This window comes from Pantoea sp. JKS000250 (genome assembly GCF_003201065.1).
Taxonomy (GTDB): Bacteria; Pseudomonadota; Gammaproteobacteria; order Enterobacterales; family Enterobacteriaceae; genus Pantoea; species Pantoea vagans.
This window is the reverse complement of the sequence record NZ_QICZ01000001.1, coordinates 1094231-1112281: the sequence shown is the minus strand read 5'-3', so window position 1 is coordinate 1112281 and position 18051 is coordinate 1094231. Positions and strand designations below refer to the sequence as shown.

Annotated in this window: 19 protein-coding genes and 1 tRNA gene; 15 read left to right on the top strand and 5 right to left on the bottom strand. The window is 54.8% G+C overall.

Annotated features, from left to right (window positions below; genetic code table 11):
• Positions 1–212: 212 nt before the first annotated feature.
• A complete protein-coding gene (locus BY447_RS05295; protein WP_110330695.1) occupies positions 213–695 on the bottom strand; it encodes an Hcp family type VI secretion system effector in 483 nt (160 codons plus the stop codon).
• A gap of 82 nt (positions 696–777) precedes the next feature.
• On the opposite strand from BY447_RS05295, the gene BY447_RS05290 reads away from it, so the two are divergent.
• Positions 778–1569, top strand: a complete 792-nt coding sequence (locus tag BY447_RS05290; RefSeq protein WP_110330694.1) for a DUF4225 domain-containing protein — start codon at positions 778–780, stop codon at positions 1567–1569.
• On the opposite strand, the gene BY447_RS05285 is transcribed toward BY447_RS05290, so the two are convergent.
• The 3 genes from BY447_RS05285 to BY447_RS05275 form a co-directional block, all read right to left on the bottom strand.
• A complete protein-coding gene (locus BY447_RS05285; protein WP_146210985.1) occupies positions 1557–1883 on the bottom strand; it encodes a hypothetical protein in 327 nt (108 codons plus the stop codon). The two genes, BY447_RS05290 and BY447_RS05285, sit on opposite strands and share 13 nt — an antisense overlap.
• 465 nt (positions 1884–2348) lie before the next feature.
• Positions 2349–2423: transfer RNA gene (locus BY447_RS05280), tRNA-Arg, on the bottom strand.
• Positions 2424–2715: 292 nt separating this feature from the next.
• Positions 2716–3651, bottom strand: coding sequence for a formate/nitrite transporter family protein (locus tag BY447_RS05275; RefSeq protein WP_013358627.1), 936 nt, complete (start codon positions 3649–3651; stop codon positions 2716–2718).
• Between the two features lie 242 nt (positions 3652–3893).
• On the opposite strand from BY447_RS05275, the gene ccmA reads away from it, so the two are divergent.
• The 10 genes from ccmA to mlaA all read left to right on the top strand — a co-directional run bounded on the left by ccmA (position 3894) and on the right by mlaA (position 11770).
• Positions 3894–4511: a cytochrome c biogenesis heme-transporting ATPase CcmA gene (gene ccmA, locus BY447_RS05270; RefSeq protein ID WP_110330692.1), complete on the top strand. Its 618-nt coding sequence runs from the start codon at positions 3894–3896 to the stop codon at positions 4509–4511.
• Complete coding sequence (gene ccmB / locus BY447_RS05265; RefSeq protein ID WP_033733419.1) at positions 4511–5170, top strand: heme exporter protein CcmB; 660 nt, start codon at positions 4511–4513, stop codon at positions 5168–5170. Before ccmA ends, ccmB begins: the two co-directional genes overlap by 1 nt.
• Positions 5171–5236: 66 nt before the next feature.
• A complete protein-coding gene (locus tag BY447_RS05260; RefSeq protein ID WP_013358624.1) occupies positions 5237–5977 on the top strand; it encodes a heme ABC transporter permease in 741 nt (246 codons plus the stop codon).
• Positions 5974–6207, top strand: a complete 234-nt coding sequence (gene ccmD, locus BY447_RS05255; protein WP_110330691.1) for a heme exporter protein CcmD — start codon at positions 5974–5976, stop codon at positions 6205–6207. Before BY447_RS05260 ends, ccmD begins: the two co-directional genes overlap by 4 nt.
• On the top strand, positions 6204–6689 hold the full coding sequence (ccmE, locus tag BY447_RS05250) for a cytochrome c maturation protein CcmE (RefSeq protein ID WP_013358622.1): 486 nt from the start codon (positions 6204–6206) through the stop codon (positions 6687–6689). Before ccmD ends, ccmE begins: the two co-directional genes overlap by 4 nt.
• Positions 6686–8644, top strand: a complete 1959-nt coding sequence (locus tag BY447_RS05245) for a heme lyase CcmF/NrfE family subunit (RefSeq protein ID WP_110330690.1) — start codon at positions 6686–6688, stop codon at positions 8642–8644. Before ccmE ends, BY447_RS05245 begins: the two co-directional genes overlap by 4 nt.
• Entirely contained in the window at positions 8641–9198 is a 558-nt protein-coding gene (locus BY447_RS05240; protein WP_013358620.1) for a DsbE family thiol:disulfide interchange protein, read from the top strand. Before BY447_RS05245 ends, BY447_RS05240 begins: the two co-directional genes overlap by 4 nt.
• Positions 9195–9647, top strand: coding sequence for a cytochrome c-type biogenesis protein (locus BY447_RS05235; RefSeq protein WP_013358619.1), 453 nt, complete (start codon positions 9195–9197; stop codon positions 9645–9647). Before BY447_RS05240 ends, BY447_RS05235 begins: the two co-directional genes overlap by 4 nt.
• A complete protein-coding gene (ccmI, locus tag BY447_RS05230; RefSeq protein WP_110330689.1) occupies positions 9647–10858 on the top strand; it encodes a c-type cytochrome biogenesis protein CcmI in 1212 nt (403 codons plus the stop codon). The genes BY447_RS05235 and ccmI overlap by 1 nt, the downstream gene beginning before the upstream one ends.
• 147 nt (positions 10859–11005) lie before the next feature.
• Positions 11006–11770, top strand: coding sequence for a phospholipid-binding lipoprotein MlaA (gene mlaA, locus BY447_RS05225; RefSeq protein WP_013358617.1), 765 nt, complete (start codon positions 11006–11008; stop codon positions 11768–11770).
• A 62-nt stretch (positions 11771–11832) separates the two neighbouring features.
• On the opposite strand, the gene fadL is transcribed toward mlaA, so the two are convergent.
• Positions 11833–13116 carry a long-chain fatty acid transporter FadL gene (fadL, locus tag BY447_RS05220; protein ID WP_013358616.1) on the bottom strand — a complete coding sequence of 428 codons (1284 nt, stop codon included), beginning with the start codon at positions 13114–13116 and terminating at the stop codon, positions 11833–11835.
• 358 nt (positions 13117–13474) lie between these two features.
• Here fadL and BY447_RS05215 point away from each other — a divergent pair, with 358 nt between their 5' ends.
• The 4 genes from BY447_RS05215 (at position 13475) to sixA (ending at position 18043) form a co-directional block, all read left to right on the top strand.
• Complete coding sequence (locus BY447_RS05215; protein ID WP_081093852.1) at positions 13475–13771, top strand: YfcZ/YiiS family protein; 297 nt, start codon at positions 13475–13477, stop codon at positions 13769–13771.
• Positions 13772–13929: 158 nt separating this feature from the next.
• A complete protein-coding gene (gene fadI, locus BY447_RS05210; RefSeq protein WP_013358614.1) occupies positions 13930–15240 on the top strand; it encodes an acetyl-CoA C-acyltransferase FadI in 1311 nt (436 codons plus the stop codon).
• Complete coding sequence (gene fadJ, locus BY447_RS05205) at positions 15240–17336, top strand: fatty acid oxidation complex subunit alpha FadJ (protein ID WP_110330688.1); 2097 nt, start codon at positions 15240–15242, stop codon at positions 17334–17336. Before fadI ends, fadJ begins: the two co-directional genes overlap by 1 nt.
• A 224-nt stretch (positions 17337–17560) precedes the next feature.
• Positions 17561–18043, top strand: a complete 483-nt coding sequence (gene sixA, locus BY447_RS05200) for a phosphohistidine phosphatase SixA (protein ID WP_013358611.1) — start codon at positions 17561–17563, stop codon at positions 18041–18043.
• Positions 18044–18051: the final 8 nt, after the last annotated feature.

Genomic DNA, 18051 nt, shown 5'->3' with positions numbered 1-18051 from the left:
GCATAAAAATTTATTCTAACTTTGTCTTAATATGTGAATTTTAACTTTTATAATGATTAATAACTTTCTTTAAGACTGCCTTATCGGATTAATAATTATAATTTTAGAGACGTAATTACTGCCTGATAAAATACGAAGTTGCCATTTTTAATGACACCTTAAATAAATAACAAGATTTAGCATGTGCTAAAATACCCAACGTTCCTGAGATATTACAGTTCTTTGTTACCTTTAATATCCCACCCTGACTGAGTTTCAGCGCCTTTGCCGCCATTCGCTGATTGTTCCCAGTACTGTGTCCTGACTTTTGATGCCTGGAACTGATATGAGACTCCGATCAGATCACGATTTGTAGTGCCATTGAAAATCACATTAGTGATAAGAACGTCTTCAAGCGTAATGCGACAGTACTCAATTTGGCTTCCTCCGGCTTTACATACCGAAAGCTCAACCTTGCCTACATGCTTGCCGTTGGATACATAGCGCATAATTGCTGGAGTAGCTTTGTCAATGAGTGCCTGAACTGATAGGTCGCGATACTGAACCTTTCCTGCACCGCCACCACCCCCAACCGACATGTTCCCTGGCTGGTTTGCACCCCACGTGAAAGATTCAATAGCAATCCAGCCTTTATGGTTGCTGTCCTGTGATTCGCCTGTAATGCCATCGATTTTTAAGAAGAGATCTGTACTCATAGCTGGTCCTTTTGCTTTCCCTGAGAAGGGGAATCTGATTAAATAAACTTAACGATGCGTATAATGACATAAAGGCACAGTCATGGACTACTGGAAACCAGACCGATTCAAGGATTACTTTCTGACTATGGCTCATGCTGAGGCAAATCAGCTGCTAAGCAATGCTAATCACCTTTCTCACATCTACCTTAAAGACGGATTTAATAGATTACAGTTCCAGGATAACGTTAAAGCTTTTGTTAACGCTCAGCTTAACGTCATCCGTTCTGGCTCCACTGATGATCAATGCCAGGAGTGCATCCAAAATCTCAAAAAGGAAAATGAGTACCTTACGATTCAGGACAGAATGCTCAGAGCTGGAACAGCTGCCGTTCATGCTTCGGTGCAGTTGGTCAGGAATGGAGATTTTTGGGGCTATGTGATCAATGGCATTGGGGTAGTGCTGAGCGGTATGCAGGTAATAGCCGGTGTATCAGTGATCGGTGCTTCCCTTGCGTCAGGGACAATCATAGGTTCTGCCTTTGGAGGAATGTTGGTTCTGCATGGACTCAACGGTTTTCAGGAGTCTGTTGAGAACCTGGTGTATGGCAAAACTGATAGTGTGGGATTACTCAAACAGGGTTATGTAGTAACAGCTGAGTTTTTGGGGTTCGATCAGAGGGTTGGGCAGTTAGCATACAGTTCAATGGACCTGGCACTGTCTCTCTATGGCATCGTGCGTCTGGTACAAAAACCTGAGGCCTGGCGGCTCTACTATTTTCTTAATACCGACTACGTTCGCGGTATTAAGGAAATGAGCAGAAAAGAGCTATTCATAGAAGTCTATAATGACGCTTCAGCCATTAAATCAATCTCTGATACTTACAAAGAGTGACCATGTTTTTTCATGAATCTGTAAGCTTTAAATGCAGGTTTCAAAGGTACAAATATATATAAAATAACGAAACCTGCTACAAGCGTGATTGAATAAGAAACAAGGTTTTCTTGTGTGCCACTGCGAATGGTATAGATGAGTCCTGCGAGAAGGATTGCTATTAATATCATTGCAACTATGAATCTTTTCTTTAACTGTGAAAGGAGCCAGGGATAAGGATAACCGTCTATCTCAGCATGCTGACGTATCACAGAGACTTCTTTTGGTGTAAATCCCTCTTTTAAAAGCATTTCTTCGATTTGCATTTTGTTCATAATAAGCGTCATTCATTTGTCTTAAGATAGCCTGATTGTAACTCATTACCTAAGCCCTATACAAACCGGACAGGCCTATGAAAGGCGCCTTGTTTTTTTATTTTTTAGAAATGCTTCCCTTACGCTAATACTTGAGCTTAAAGTATGAAATTTGAAATTTCGATGAAAACTTAGTGTGTTAATTATTGGCCTTAATTAAGGTGACACTTTCCAGTTACCATGATTTTTAGTGAATTTGAATTTAGCTATAGTGTGCTTTTCTCCATGTTATGGCATGGTAACGTCTGTATCAATTTTACAGAAGTATATATGTAAATATCCCTGCATTATCGAACCAAACATACCAACAATTGTACCAGCATGACGCTATGGATTTTGTGAGCCTGCTGGAGACTCAGGTGAGTTATGAAACTAAGTTAAATGACTGGATGTAATAGATAAAGCAGACTTTGAGAGACTAATATTTGGTGTCCCCTGCAGGAATCGAACCTGCAACTAGCCCTTAGGAGGGGCTCGTTATATCCATTTAACTAAGAGGACTGCGGCGCGCAGTATAGCGCAAACAGGCTATGAGATTCACTACATCGCCGTCTGTTTGCTCATTCCGTCAGCAATCCGGCTTTCTGAACTCGCGAACATTACGTACAGAAAGCGGAAAGCAGTTGTTCTGAAGTCCAGGATGCCACCCAGACTGAAGCGGCACCCCGGCTCTGAATCTTCACTTCCGGTTACAGCAGACACTCCGGTAAACGTTTTTCAGCTGCCCGCATAGCATATTGCCTTTAGCCAACAGACCTGAAAAACAGACAGAGTTAATTGTCTGCCTTGCCATTTACTCCGTGCCTTCCTGCTCTTCACGCTGGCGGCGCTTCTCCTGCTTCCGTTTTTCCGCTTTCGCTTTGGCCACGGCCGCCTCACTCATGTCATTGCGAATCTGCGCATGGCTGATCAGGGCAAAAATCAGGGTGCCGCCGGTAATGTTGCCGAGCAGCGTCGGCAGGGCAAACGGCCACAAAAACTCATGCCAGCTAATGCTGCCATTAAATACCAGATAAAGCACTTCGACCGAGCCCACCACGATATGCGCCAGATCGCCCAGCGCAACCAGCCAGGTCATCATCACAATGACCAGCAGTTTAGCGCCGCCCGCAGACGGGAACATCCAGACCATGGTGGCGATAATCCAGCCGGAAATCACCGCATTGGCAAACATCTCGCCAGGGGTATGTTCCATCACCTTCATACTGATATGGGTAAAGGCCTGACGGGTGGCATCGTCAAATATCGGCATCTCATTAAACGCCAGCGCACCCAGCGCGGTACCGATCAGGTTACCCAGCAACACAATGCCCCACAAACGTAACAGCAGACCCGCATTGCTCCAGGTCGGTTTGTGCATCACCGGTAAGACGGCGGTAACGGTGTTTTCGGTAAAGAGCTGCTGGCGCGCCATAATGACGATAACAAAACCAAAGGTGTAACCGAGGTTTTCCAGCAGAAACGCACCCGGTACGCCATCAAGATGCACCTGAAATATTCCCTTAGCCATCAGCGAGGCGCCCATAGACAGGCCTGCCGCGATAGCTGACCAGAGCAGCGCCATCCCGTCGCGCTCCAGCTCCTTTTCACCATCCTGACGAATCTCTTCATGGATCGCCGCAGCGCGGGAGGGTAATGCCTCCTCATCGACTTCGATGTCAGTGCCCTTGTCCTTCTCTTCGCTCTCTACGTCGTTAGGACCCTGTTCATTACCTGATGAAGGCTTCATATTTTCTCCTGGTGATAGTGCTGTAGCGTAATAAGCGTAGCCGTTTTTTATTTGCTGATAATGTAACGACCAGTGCGAATAAGCGTAACAACGTTTTTCGGAACTGCATTTTTATTCAGACTTCCGTCGATACCGCACGAATAAGCTACTGGCAGCGAAACTGAGCGTTGGCTCACACTTCGGCCCACAGCAACATTGTGGTAATATCCCGGCCACTTTTAGCTGGTGCGATTCCCCCCTCGATGCTGGAAATCATTACGCTTACTTGTGCATACGACGAACGATCGCTATTTCGGCGGCTCTCTTTTCGCGTCTCTGCTGGTGACATTGTGCAGATTGAAGGCCCCAACGGTGCCGGAAAGACCTCGTTATTGCGCCTGCTGGCGGGTCTGAGCCGTCCGGAAGAGGGTGAAATACGCTGGCAGCAGCAGCCGATCCTGCGACAGCGTGAAACCTGGCATCAGGCGATGCTCTATCTGGGCCACTGTCCCGGTATCAAAGGCGTGCTCACGCCGCTGGAAAATCTGCGCTTCTACCATCCCGATTGCACTGATGCGCAGATCTTTGCAGCACTCGAAAGTGTCGACCTTACGGGCGATGAAGAGGTGCCGGTCAGCCGCTTGTCGGCAGGTCAGCAGCGTCGGGTGGCGCTGGCGCGGCTGTGGCTCAGTCAGGCCCGCATCTGGATTCTCGACGAGCCGCTGACCGCCATCGACAAAGCGGGAATTGAAAAATTAATGGCGCAATTCGCCCGGCATGCCGATAACGGCGGTGCCGTGATCCTGACAACTCACCAGGATTTACCTGCGGATGCGGCGCGGGTGCGTAAAATTCGCCTTGGCGACGTGGAGACAGAGTGATGCTGTTTCGCCTCATCCAGCGTGAATTGCGCATTGCCTTTCGCGGCGGTGCGGATGTGGTTAATCCGCTCTGGTTTTTTCTGATTGTCATCACTCTGTTTCCATTGGGCATCGGACCGGACCCGCAACAGTTGGCGCGCATTGCGCCGGGCGTGGCCTGGGTTGCTGCGCTGCTGGCGTCACTGCTGGCGCTCGAGCGGCTGTTTCGCGATGACTTCAGTGATGGCTCGCTGGAGCAGCTGGTTCTGTTGCCGACGCCACTGCCGGTAACGGTTATTGGCAAAGTGGTGGCGCACTGGCTGGTCACCGGCGTGCCATTGATCATTCTGTCGCCACTGGCCGCGCTACTGCTGTCGCTGGATTTTAATGGCTGGCGGGCGATGGCCCTGACGCTGCTGCTCGGCACGCCAACGCTGAGTTTCCTTGGTGCGATTGGCGTGGGTCTGACGGTGGGGTTGCGACGCGGTGGTGTGCTGCTGAGCCTGCTGGTACTGCCGCTGGCGATTCCGGTATTGATCTTCGCCAGTGCGGCGATGGAGGCGGCCAGTCAGGGATTGCCGATTGGTGGCTATCTGGCGATTCTCGGCGCGATGCTGCTGGGCAGCGCCACGCTCGCGCCCTTTGCCACGGCAGCGGCGCTACGCATTACTTTGCAGTAACCGGCTTGTATCCACCGCGCGTAAAAGACGCGGCAACACTTTTTATCGTTAATGTGAGCATCTGATATGTGGAAAGCGTTACATCAGCTGGCCAGGCCCGAACGGCTTTATCAATTTTCGGGGCGACTGGTGCCCTGGTTTGCCGTTGCAGGGCTGGCATCGTTGCTGCTGGGCTGGGTCTGGGGATTCGGATTTGCCCCTGCTGACTATCAGCAGGGCGACAGTTTTCGCATCATGTATATCCATGTACCCGCCGCGATGTGGTCGATGGGCATCTATGCCTCCATGGCTATCGCCGCTTTTACTGGTCTGGTGTGGCAGATGAAGATGGCCGATCTGGTTTCCGCTGCGATGGCTCCGGTGGGCGCGGTTTTTACCTTTATTGCGCTGGTCACCGGTTCCGCATGGGGCAAGCCGATGTGGGGCACCTGGTGGATCTGGGATGCGCGTCTGACATCGGAACTGGTGCTGCTGTTCCTCTATATGGGCGTGATCGCGCTTTATCACGCTTTTGATGACCGCCGCACCGCAGGCCGGGCCGCCGGTATTCTGATTCTGGTTGGCGTGGTCAATCTGCCCATCATTCACTTCTCGGTGCAGTGGTGGAATACCCTCCATCAGGGTTCGTCAGGCATTCTTCAGCAGGCGATTGCGCCGGTCATGCGCACGCCGCTACGCTGGTCGATCCTCGGTTATCTGCTGCTGTTTATCACGCTGACCCTGATGCGGCTGCGCAACCTGATCCTGTTAACTGAACGTCATCGTCCCTGGGCGATAGATGTGGCGAAGCAGGGAGAGCAGGCATGACCCCGGCATTTACCTCCTGGCACGCCTTCTTTGCGATGGGCGGTTACGCCTTTTACGTCTGGCTGGCGGTTGCCTGCACGTTGCTTCCGCTTATCGGTCTGACGCTGCATACCCTGTTGCTGCGCCGCCGCCTGATGGCTGAGATCCGCCAGCGTGATGCGCGGGAACGCCGCATCCGGGCGGCGAAAACGAAAAAAGCCGCGGCTGACGCGGCAGGAGAGACACTGTGAATATCCGTCGACGCAACCGCCTCTATGCGGCAGTGGCGATCCTGCTCGGCCTTGGCCTGGCGACTGCGCTGGTGATGTATGCGCTGCGCTCAAACATCGATCTGTTCTATACCCCGGGTGAAATCCTCTACGGCAAAGGCGAGGCGCACGAGAAGCCTGAGGCGGGCCAGCGACTGCGCGTCGGTGGCATGGTGATGCCCGGCAGCGTCCGGCGCGATCCCAATACGCTGGCGGTATCGTTCAAACTTTATGATGCACGCGGCGTGGTCAGCGTCAGTTTTGAAGGCATCCTGCCGGATCTGTTCCGGGAAGGGCAGGGCGTTGTCGCGCAGGGCGTGCTGACGACGGGCAACCAGGTTATCGCCAAAGAAGTGCTGGCGAAACATGATGAGAAATACACGCCGCCGGAGATTGAAGACGCGATGAAGAGTAATCACACCGGCCCGCAGTCGCTCTATCAGGCGGGAAATAAATCATCATGATGCCCGAAATCGGTACCTTTCTGCTCTGCCTGGCGCTAGGGCTTTCCCTGTTGCTGAGCAGTTATCCGCTGTGGGGCGCAGTACGTCAGGATGCCCGTCTGATGGCGATGGCGCGTCCGCTGGCCTGCGGCTTATTTGTCTGCATCGCGGCGGCGTTTGCGCTGCTGGTCTGGGCTTTTATCAGCAACGACTTTACCGTTGCTTATGTCGTCACGAACTCCAACAGTCTGCTGCCGGTCTACTATCGCATCGCTGCCACCTGGGGCGCACACGAAGGTTCACTGCTGCTGTGGGTGCTGCTGCTCAGCACCTGGACACTGGCGGTAGCGATCTTCAGCCGCGGGATGCCGCAGGATGCGCTGGCCCGCGTGCTTGCCGTCATGGGAATGATCAACCTCGGCTTCCTGCTGTTTATCCTGCTGACCTCCAATCCGTTTGGCCGCACATTGCCGGACTTCCCGATAGACGGGCATGACCTGAATCCGATGCTGCAGGATATCGGCCTGATCTTCCATCCGCCGCTGCTCTATATGGGCTACGTCGGCTTTTCAGTGGCGTTTGCCTTTGCAATCGCCTCACTGATGGCCGGACGGCTCGATACCGCCTGGGCGCGCTGGTCGCGTCCCTGGACGACGGCGGCCTGGGTCTTTCTGACCATCGGGATTGTCCTTGGATCTGCCTGGGCCTATTACGAACTGGGCTGGGGCGGCTGGTGGTTCTGGGACCCCGTTGAGAATGCTTCGTTTATGCCATGGCTGGCGGGCACCGCCCTGATGCACTCGCTGGCGGTCACCGAAAAGCGCGGCACCTTTAAGGCCTGGACCGTGCTGCTGGCGATTACGGCGTTTTCGCTGAGCCTGCTCGGGACGTTCCTGGTGCGATCCGGCGTGCTGGTGTCGGTGCACTCCTTTGCCTCCGATCCGGCGCGCGGCATGTTTATCCTCGCATTTCTGGTGATTGTCATCGGCAGTTCACTGCTGCTCTACGCCATTAAAGGCGGGCAGGTGCGTGGCCGGGTTCAGAATGAAACCTGGTCGCGGGAATCGTTCCTGCTGGGTAATAACGTGCTGCTGATTGCCGCGATGCTGGTGGTGCTGCTCGGCACGCTATTGCCGCTGGTACACAAGCAACTGGGGCTGGGCAGCATTTCGGTCGGTGAACCCTTCTTCAACACGATGTTCAGCTGGCTGATGGCACCGTTTGCGTTGCTGATGGGGATCGGGCCGCTGGTGCGCTGGCGTCGCGATGAACCGCAGAAGCTGGCAAAACGGCTGGCGCTGGCGCTGATGGTGACACTGGCCTGTTCCATGATCATTCCGTGGTGGCTGCAGGATCGTATTGAAGCGATGACGGTGGTTGGTCTGCTGATGTCACTCTGGATTATCGTGCTGACGCTGCTGGAATTGCATGAGCGCGCCACCCATCGTCATCCGTTCTTTGCGGGTTTACGTCATCTGTCGCGCAGTCACTGGGGCATGGTGCTGGGCCATCTGGGTGTCGGTGTCACGGTGATTGGCATTGCGTTCAGCACGCAGTACAGCGTCGAACGCGATGTGCGGATGAAGGCGGGCGATAGCGTCGATATTCATCATTATCACTTTGTCTTCCGTGGCGTGCAGAATCTGCAGGGGCCAAACTACAGCGGCGGCATGGGTATCATTGATGTTACGCGCAATGGTAAACATGAAGCGACGCTGCAGGCGGAAAAACGTTTTTATACCGCCGCACGCACCATGATGACCGAAGCGGCGATCGATGGCGGTTTCAGCCGCGATCTCTACGCGGCGCTGGGCGAAGAGCTGGAGGATGGCGGCTGGGCTGTGCGCATCTACTACAAACCCTTTGTCCGCTGGATTTGGTTCGGTGGCGCGCTAATGGCGGTGGGCGGGCTGTTCTGCCTGTTTGATCCCCGTTACCGTTCGCGCAAAAAAGCAGAAACGGAGGTGCGGACATGAACAAGAAAATCCTGTTTATTCCCCTGATGCTGTTTCTGCTGCTGGCGGCGGCGCTGCTGTGGCAGCTGACGCGCAATGCCGATGGCGACGATCCGACCCGCCTCGAATCGGCCCTGATTGGCAAACCGGTGCCGCTGTTCCGGCTGGAAGCACTGGATCAGCCGGGCAAAACTTATGATCAGCGCGTGCTGACGGATGGCAAACCGATATTGCTCAACGTCTGGGCGACCTGGTGTCCGACCTGCCGCGCTGAGCATCACTATCTGAATACGCTGGCAGAGCAGGGCATTCGTGTCGTCGGGCTGAACTACAAAGACGATCGTCAAAAGGCGGTTAACTGGCTGAATACGCTGGGTAACCCTTACGCGCTGAGCCTCTACGATGGCAACGGCATGCTGGGACTGGATCTCGGCGTTTATGGCGCGCCGGAAACTTTCCTGATCGACGGTAAAGGGATCATCCGTTATCGCCATGCGGGCGATCTGAATGCGCGCGTCTGGGAGCAGGAAGTGAAACCCTTGTGGATGAAATACAGTGCGGAGGCGGGATCATGAGAATGCTGTTACTGCTCTGCGGCCTGCTGTTCAGCATTAACCTGTGGGCAAGCATCGACACGCTGCAATTTGACTCGGAGGCCCAGGAAGAGCAATACCGCGACCTGACCGCGTCACTGCGCTGTCCGAAATGCCAGAACAATAGCATTGCCGATTCGAATGCGATGATTGCCGCCGATATGCGGCTGAAAGTCTATCAACTGATGAAGCAGGGCCAGAGTCGCCAGCAGATTATCGACTACATGGTGGCGCGCTACGGCAACTTCGTCAGCTATTCGCCACCGGTTACGCCGTCGACCCTTATTCTGTGGGCGGGTCCGGCGCTGTTTGCGCTGCTGGGTGGCGTGGTGATCATCCTGCGTAGCCGTCAGCGCAAAACCCGCAGTGAGCTGGATGAAGATGAGCAACAGCGTCTTAATGCGCTACTGAAGTCAGACAGGAAGCCGTAATGAGTGCATTCTGGATTACCCTTTTTCTGTTACTGCTGGCGGCCTGCACGCTGTTTCTGGCCGCAGGCTGGCGGCAGCTTCAGGCCAGCGCAGGCGATCGCGATCGCCTTAATCAGCGTTTCTACCACCAGCGGATAGAGGAGCTGGCGCAGGATGAAGCGCAGGGCGTCGTTGCTGAGCGTCCGCTGATGGAACGGGAGCTACAGCAGACGCTGCTGGCAGATATCCCGCCGGCACAGACGCTGCAATCACACAGCAGCAACCGCTGGATTCTGCTGCCAGGCCTGATTGTGCTGGTTGCGGTTTCGCTGGGCACTTATCTGAAAACCGGCGGCCTGGCACAATTCACCGGCTGGATGCAGGTGCAGCAGGCGTATCCTGAGCTACGTGCCCGCCTGATGGATCCCGGCGCGAAACCGCTGAGTATGGAGGAGCTGGCGCGTTTACAGCTCGGATTGCGTACCGCGTTGCAAACCGAACCGGATAATCTGGCCGACTGGACGATGCTGGGACGGCTCGGCATGGTGTTGAATAATGCGGAGATGGCCAGCCAGGCCTTTGAGCGTGCACTTCAGCTTTCGCCCAACGATCTGGCTCTGAAGCAGGATTATGCAGAGGTGCTGACAAGATCCTCCGATCCGCAGGATAACCGTCAGGCATCACTGCTGCTGCAATCATTGCTTAAAGTGGATCCGCAAAACCTGCGGACGCTGAGCCTGCTGGCGTATAACGCTTACGGTCAGCAGCACTACGATCAGGCTATCGATGCATGGCAGACCCTGCTGGGTCTGTTGCCTGCCGGTGATTCGCGACACGCGATGATCGCCCGCAGCATTGAAAAGGCCCGAAGTGATGCGGGGCAGCAGAGTCGTCAGCTGGCGCTGACAGTGACGCTGACGCCAGAGGCAGAAAAAATGTTACCTCAGGACGGAGTGTTGTATATTTCGGTTTCTGACGGGGATTCACCGGTACCGGTGGCGGTTAAGCGTATACCGCTCAGCCACTTCCCGCTGTCGCTGACGCTGGATGACAGCAATGCCATGATGCCGGATCGCCTGCTTTCGGCGCAGCATCAGGTTGAGGTTCGGGTGCGGATTTCCCGCGATGGCAGCGCCAATCCGCAGCCGGGTGACTGGCTGGGTCTGAGCGCGGTGACGCCCTGGGATGGCCATCAGCCGATCGCGGTGGAGATCAATAAGCAGCTACCCTGAACGTCAAAATTGATAACGTTAAAATGATGCATGCCATTGCCTGCTGCCTCTGGCACAAAGTCAGCTATGCTCATCGGATAAGCCGATACGACAGGGCTGTGACCTGAACGATGGGCTGACCTTTTTCATCCGCACAGGGAGATTGGAATGAATTATCGCCTGACCAGCCTGGCTATGGCCAGCGTCCTTCTGGTGGGTTGTGCCAGTTCAAAGCCGGCGAATAGCGATCCTGCGCAGCGCAGCGATCCATTCGAAGGCTTTAACCGCACGATGTTTAACTTTAACTACAACGTGCTGGATCCGTACGTGCTTCGTCCGGTCGCTGTCGCATGGCGTGATTATGTGCCGGTCCCGGCACGTACCGGCCTGAGCAATTTCCTCGGCAACCTGGAAGAGCCAGCCAGTATGGTCAACGCCATTCTGGTCGGTAACGGACGTGATGCGGGCATTCACTTTACCCGTTTCTTCCTGAACAGCGTGCTGGGACTGGGCGGTTTCATCGACGTTGCCGGTAAAGCCAACCCGGAACTGGCGCGTGAAGAGCCGCATCGTTTCGGTACCACGCTGGGTCACTATGGCGTCGGCTACGGGCCTTATGTTGAACTGCCTGCTTACGGCAGCTTCACGGTTCGTCAGGATGGCGGCGACTATGTTGATACGCTCTATCCGATCCTCGGCTGGCTGACCTGGCCAATGTCGATTGGTAAATGGACGCTGGAAGGTATCGAGACCCGCGCTCAGTTGCTGGATTCTGATGCCATCCTGAAACAGCAGAGCGATCCATACGCCTTTATCCGTAACGCCTACTTCCAGCGTCACGACTTCCTGGCGCGTGGCGGTAAGCTCAAGCCGGAAGACAATCCTAACGCAGCCGCGATTCAGGATGACCTGAAGGATATCGATTCGCAGTAAGCGATCCGCAGTGACAAAAAGGGCAACTTATCATAGTCGCCCTTTTTGATCCCGCCGGACAATCAGAACTTGTAGTTAAAGTTCGCGCCGTAAAGCCAGGCCTTACCTTCAGAGGTAAAGGTATAAGGACCTTCTTTCACCGTCACTTTCTGGCCATGCATATAAGAGATGCCCAAATCGACCGAGGCATCATCGTTAAAGGCATAGGATGTACCGGCACTCAGCCATAAACGATCCTGGTCCGGAATAGAGATAGAACGCTTGTCAGCCGGTACCGGGCTATCATCAAACGCGATACCGGTGCGGAATGTCCAGTTCTTGTCGTAGGAATAGGTGGTGCCCAGGGCAATGCGATAAGCATCGCGGAAGCTTTCATCTTTATAGAATAGCGTCTGGCCATTTGAACCCGTGGCTTTCAGCTCCTGGAACTGGCTCCAGCTGGTATACGCCATGCTGTAGTGAACCGCCCACTGCGGAGCCACTTTATGCCAGCCCGATACTTCCCACATCTCTGGCAGATTCAGGGTTAATGCACCTGGAACGGTGGTGCCGTTGGTGCCAAACGGCACGCCTGATACTTCCGGGTTATTCACCGCATTCAGCCGGGATGAAAGGCTGCTCTTGTAATCGCCATCAAAGTCGACTTTCACTTCGGAACGATAGGTAAAGCCGAAGCGGTTATTCTCATCTACTTCATACAGAATACCGGCGTTCCAGCCATATCCCCACTCATCGCCTTTCAGATGGGCAACCTGCGTATCAGCCGGAACGCCCAGTCTTGCGCCTGACTCACCGGCATAGCGTTCAATTTTAGCTTTCGCATAAACCGCATCAAAACCGACGCCAAAACTAAAATGTTCATTTAAGCGGTACGCGGTGCTGAGATTAAAATTGCCGGTTACCAGATCGGTTTTACCGCCGTAACCCCCCGCGGTGTAACCATTATTAAACTCTGTTGCTAAGCCATAGTTAGAGGTTGCAGACGCGCCGATCCACCACTGATCGTTGATGGGCTGAACATAATGAATATTGGGGACCCACTGATTCGGTGCAATATTATTAGCATCCAGGCTGCGTCCGCTGGGACTGCGACCACTGATATTGACGTCTGGCGCAATATAAACCGCACCGATAGAAAATTCCGGACGATCCATCAACGCCATCGTCGCCGGGTTACGGCTGGCTGATGCCGCCGTATCACCCATTGCCCCTTCGCCTGAATATGCGCGACCTAAACCAATCGTAGAAAACTCATTTAACTGAAATCCAGCTGCGTAAACGTGTGAAGAGACAAGCGCCACTGCAGCCGCCACGGCTGACTTTGCAAACAGGTTTTTATGGTTCATGACCACAACCTCATGTGAATTATTATTTAACGCTATAACGTCGCGTAACAAAGGACGGCGGATTGTAGGGACTGATGTAAAACGCACATATCAGACCAGTGCGGAGAGTATAGGTCCGACCTGTGTGCATGTTGCAATATTGTTTTTAAAATATTTCAGGGTTGATCGCTTAAAATTCGATCTGCATAACAAAACTGCCCTGATTCTGCACAGCATACCGATTCCAGTTTGTTCTGGATCAATTTTTATTGTGATATTCGTCACTTAGCGCCGTGTACATGGCGCATCTTTACGCGAGCAGGTAAAATTTCGGTCATAAAATCGCTCAACCCACCAGATCGCTGGTCAGGAGAATGAAATGACTGATGCCATTAAAAAATGCAGTGCGACCGAAACAGCAGCCTGCTGTTGTGTTGATGTGGGCACGGTAATGGATAATACCGATTGCACCGCCAGCTGGTCGGAGTGGTTTGCTCAGCGTGCCGATGCGGAAGCCAAATTAGCGCTCCTCACCGAACGTGCACGTGAAGTTGAATCGGAACCCTGTGTGATTGAGTCGCGCTTCAGTGAAGTGGATCAGGGTGTGCAGCTGGACATCGATTTTACTTTCAGCTGCCAGGCTGAAACGATGATTTTTCAGCTCGGTTTGCGTTAAGTCTCATAACGCCGCGTTAATGCGGCGTTTTTCATTTTCGTGTTTCCCTTCGCACTTTTTCCTTTCCGGTATTGGCGGCTCACCCGCTTGTGGTTAACACTGATCAGGTCAGACCTCTTCAGGCAATGATGCCCCAGTCCCAGCCACAGGTGAGAACAATGAGCAAAGCGCAGCCGCTGCTGACGCGTGATGGTGAACGCATCGCAATAACCCACGGGTTACGCACCCCTTTTTTGCGCCAGGCGACCGGCTTTCATGGCATTCCCGCCATTGAGCTGGGGCGGATGGTAATCAGCGAATTAATGGCGCGCAGTGAACTGCCGGCTGAGGTGATCGAGCAACTGGTCTTTGGTCAGGTGGTGCAGATGCCGGAAGCGCCGAACATTGCGCGTGAAATTGTACTGAGCAGCGGACTTGATGTGCACACCGATGCCTATAGCGTCAGCCGTGCCTGCGCCACCAGTTTCCAGGCGGTAGCGAATGTGGCAGAAAGCCTGCTGGCTGGCACGATATCTGCGGGCATTGCCGGAGGCGCAGACTCCTCTTCAGTGCTGCCAATCGGCGTCAGTAAAACACTGGCTCGCGCGCTGGTGGATCTCAATAAAGCCCGCAGCCTTGGGCAAAAACTGCACATCCTTAAACGTCTGCGTCCGCGCGATCTGCTGCCGGTGCCGCCCGCGGTGGCCGAGTATTCAACCGGCCTGCGCATGGGTGACACCGCCGAGCAGATGGCAAAGAGTCATGGCATCACCCGTGAGGCACAGGATGCGCTGGCGCTGCGATCTCATCAGCATGCCGCCCGCGCCTGGCAATCCGGGGTACTCAATCAGGAAGTGATGGCAGCCTTTGTGCCGCCGTGGAAAACCGCTATCGACCAGGACAATAACGTCCGCATGAACGCCAGAGCAGAGGATTATGCCCGCTTACGCCCGGCGTTTGATCGTCAGCACGGCAGCGTCACGGCGGCCAACAGCACGCCACTCACCGACGGTGCGGCCGCCGTGATTCTGATGCGCGAAGGCCGCGCCCGTGAACTCGGTGTCACGCCGCTGGGCTATCTGCGCAGCTACGCGTTTACCGCGATTGGTGTACAGCAGGATATGCTGCTGGGCCCGGCGTACTCCTCCCCGCTGGCGCTGGATCGCGCCGGGATTACGCTGTCCGATCTGACGCTAATCGATATGCACGAAGCGTTTGCGGCCCAGACGCTGAGCAATCTGCAACTGTTTCGCGACGAGCGCTTTGCCCGTGAGGTGCTCAATCGTCCGCATGCGCTGGGCGAAGTGAATGAAGAGCGCTTTAACGTGCTGGGTGGTTCAATCGCCTATGGTCATCCTTTTGCTGCCACGGGCGCGCGTATGATCACCCAGACGCTGAATGAATTACGCCGTCGCGGTGGCGGGTTAGGACTGGTCACAGCGTGTGCGGCGGGCGGTCTGGGTGCGGCAATGGTTCTGGAGGCCGAATAATGGAGCAGAATGCGTTTCACCTGAAGATGCGACTGGATCACGTTGGCATCATCACAATCGATGTCCCTGGCGAGAAGATGAACACCCTGAAAGCAGAATTTGCCGGGCAGATTACCGCCATCATTGCGGAGGCGCGACGCGATCCTCAGCTGGCAGGACTGGTGCTGATTTCTGGCAAAGCGGACAACTTTATCGCGGGCGCCGACATCAGCATGATTGATCGTTGTCAGAGCGCGCAGGAAGCCGAAGCGCTGGCAAAACAGGGGCAGGAAGTGATGGCTGCGCTTGATGCGCTGCCATTCCCGGTAGTGGCCGCAATCCATGGTGCCTGTCTGGGCGGCGGGCTGGAACTGGCGCTGGCCTGCGATGCGCGCATCTGCTCGCTTGATGATAAAACCCGTCTCGGATTACCGGAAGTGCAACTCGGCTTACTGCCCGGCTCCGGTGGCACTCAGCGACTGCCGCGGTTAATTGGCGTGCAGCAGGCGCTGCCGCTGATTCTGACCGGCAAAACGCTGCGGGCGAAACAGGCACGTAAGCTGGGAGTGGTCGATGACGCGGTACCTCAGGCGATTTTGCTGGAGACGGCTATCGCACGGGTGAAAAAGGGCAAAGTCAGCGGTCGAACGCTGCCGCTGCGCGACCGTCTGCTGCACGGTCCGGTGGGCCGTCAGGCGCTGTTTGCGCTTGCGACCCGGCAGACTGCAGCCAAAACTCAGGGTAACTATCCGGCAGCAAACCGCGTTATTGAGGTGGTGCGCATCGGGCTGGAGCAGGGCAGCCGGGCCGGACATGATGCTGAAGCGCGTGCCTTCGGTGAACTGGCGATGACGCCGGAATCTGTTGCTTTGCGCGGGATCTTTTTCGCGACCACCGCCATGAAGAAGGAGCGGGGTGGTGAGGCGGAACCCGCTGCGGTGAAGCGTGTCGCAATTCTCGGCGGCGGTCTGATGGGCGGTGGCATCGCCAGCGTCACCGCAATCAATGCCGGGTTGCCGGTGCGCATCAAAGATATCAGCCTGGAAGGCGTTAACCATGCGCTGAAAACCAGCTGGGAACTGCTGAGCAAAAAGGTCAAACGACGCCAGCTCACTCCGGCACAGCGTCAGCAGCAGATGGCCCGGATCACGGGCGGCATCGATTATCAGGGTTTCTCACAGCGCGATGTGGTGATCGAAGCCGTGTTCGAAGATTTAGCACTCAAGCAGCAGATGGTCAGCGAAGTGGAAGCCCACTGTCAGCCGCATACGCTGTTTGCTTCTAACACCTCTTCGCTGCCGATTGAAGAGATTGCCGCCAAAGCACAGCGTCCGCAGAACGTCATCGGGCTGCACTACTTCAGCCCGGTCGATAAAATGCCGCTGGTGGAAGTGATTCCCCATCTGAACACCTCCACCGCAACGGTGGTGACGATTGTGGCGCTGGCGCGCAGCCAGGGCAAAACGCCGATAGTGGTGGCGGACAAGCCTGGCTTCTATGTTAACCGCATCCTGACGCCCTATATAAATGAAGCGATGCGTTGCCTGCTAGAGGGCGAGCCGATTGACCATATCGATCGGGCGCTGGTAAAGGCTGGTTTTCCGGTGGGTCCGATTCAGTTGCTGGATGAGGTAGGCATCGACGTCGGCAGCAAAATCAGTCCCATCCTGCATCAGGCTTATGGTGAACGCTTTGCCGCGCCCGCTGCTTTTGATGCGGTGCTGAAAGATGGCCGCAAGGGTCGTAAAAACAGTAAAGGCTTCTATCGCTATGACCAGCCGCGCTGGCAGCGAAAAAAAACTGACACTTCATTGTATACGTTGCTGAAAGTCACGCCGCAGGCCAGACAGAGCGAAGCGCAGATTGCGGAACGCTGCATGATGATGATGCTGAATGAGGCGGCCCGCTGCCTTGATGAGCAGGTCATTCGCTGTGCCCGCGATGGCGATATCGGTGCGGTGTTTGGTATCGGCTTTCCGCCTTTTCTGGGGGGGCCGTTCCACTATATGGACAAACTGGGTGCGGCGGAGGTGGTCAACCGATTAACCCGCCTTACGCAGCAGCATGGCGAGCGATTTACGCCCTGCGAAGCACTGATTGAAGCGACCAGGAAGTAGACGAAATTTTACATTTCTGCTGTAAATGGAATAACCAATCCGATTCAGCGGGTTAGAAAAGCGCCGCCAGAGTGTGCGGCGCAGCATGATTCTGAGAAGCGCTTATTTAATAAACAACCGGTTGACTATACTGAAGCCATTAGGGTAAAACACAGCGTTCATTCGCAGAGTGAAGAGTCAGGCGCCAGGCGTCGGGCGATGTCGACAAACAACAGCGGTGCTTTATGCAAGTTTTTATCATGCGTCACGGCGATGCGGCTCTGGAAGCAGCCAGTGATTCAGTCAGGCCTTTAACCTTATGTGGCTGCAATGAATCACGCCAGATGGCCAACTGGCTCAACAGCCAGACGCCGGACATAGAGCGTGTCCTGGTGAGTCCCTATTTACGCGCGCAGCAAACCCTCGCGACCGTGCGTGAAGCTTTTCCACTGCCGGAAAACCAGGATGTTCTGCCGGAGTTAACGCCGGGCGGCGATCCGGAAATGGTCGGGTGCTATCTGCAGACCCTGGCAAATGAAGGCGTGAAATCGGCACTGGTGATCTCTCACCTACCGCTGGTGGGGTATTTAGTCTCTGAACTGTGCCCGCAGGAAGCCCCCCCTATGTTTGCCACTTCCGCTATTGCCTGCGTGGAATTCGATCCGGCACAGCATGCCGGTAAACTCCTGTGGCAGGTTAGTCCCAAAAAGCTGGCGAAAGCGATCTGACGTCTGTG

Coding starts and splice junctions, on each gene's coding strand:
- BY447_RS05295 (WP_110330695.1), bottom strand. CDS start 695: ATGAGTACAGATCTCTTCTTAAAAATCGATGGCATTACAGGCGAATCA.
- BY447_RS05290 (WP_110330694.1), top strand. CDS start 778: ATGGACTACTGGAAACCAGACCGATTCAAGGATTACTTTCTGACTATG.
- BY447_RS05285 (WP_146210985.1), bottom strand. CDS start 1,883: ATGAACAAAATGCAAATCGAAGAAATGCTTTTAAAAGAGGGATTTACA.
- BY447_RS05275 (WP_013358627.1), bottom strand. CDS start 3,651: ATGAAGCCTTCATCAGGTAATGAACAGGGTCCTAACGACGTAGAGAGC.
- ccmA (WP_110330692.1), top strand. CDS start 3,894: ATGCTGGAAATCATTACGCTTACTTGTGCATACGACGAACGATCGCTA.
- ccmB (WP_033733419.1), top strand. CDS start 4,511: ATGCTGTTTCGCCTCATCCAGCGTGAATTGCGCATTGCCTTTCGCGGC.
- BY447_RS05260 (WP_013358624.1), top strand. CDS start 5,237: ATGTGGAAAGCGTTACATCAGCTGGCCAGGCCCGAACGGCTTTATCAA.
- ccmD (WP_110330691.1), top strand. CDS start 5,974: ATGACCCCGGCATTTACCTCCTGGCACGCCTTCTTTGCGATGGGCGGT.
- BY447_RS05245 (WP_110330690.1), top strand. CDS start 6,686: ATGATGCCCGAAATCGGTACCTTTCTGCTCTGCCTGGCGCTAGGGCTT.
- BY447_RS05240 (WP_013358620.1), top strand. CDS start 8,641: ATGAACAAGAAAATCCTGTTTATTCCCCTGATGCTGTTTCTGCTGCTG.
- BY447_RS05235 (WP_013358619.1), top strand. CDS start 9,195: ATGAGAATGCTGTTACTGCTCTGCGGCCTGCTGTTCAGCATTAACCTG.
- ccmI (WP_110330689.1), top strand. CDS start 9,647: ATGAGTGCATTCTGGATTACCCTTTTTCTGTTACTGCTGGCGGCCTGC.
- mlaA (WP_013358617.1), top strand. CDS start 11,006: ATGAATTATCGCCTGACCAGCCTGGCTATGGCCAGCGTCCTTCTGGTG.
- fadL (WP_013358616.1), bottom strand. CDS start 13,116: ATGAACCATAAAAACCTGTTTGCAAAGTCAGCCGTGGCGGCTGCAGTG.
- BY447_RS05215 (WP_081093852.1), top strand. CDS start 13,475: ATGACTGATGCCATTAAAAAATGCAGTGCGACCGAAACAGCAGCCTGC.
- fadI (WP_013358614.1), top strand. CDS start 13,930: ATGAGCAAAGCGCAGCCGCTGCTGACGCGTGATGGTGAACGCATCGCA.
- fadJ (WP_110330688.1), top strand. CDS start 15,240: ATGGAGCAGAATGCGTTTCACCTGAAGATGCGACTGGATCACGTTGGC.
- sixA (WP_013358611.1), top strand. CDS start 17,561: ATGCAAGTTTTTATCATGCGTCACGGCGATGCGGCTCTGGAAGCAGCC.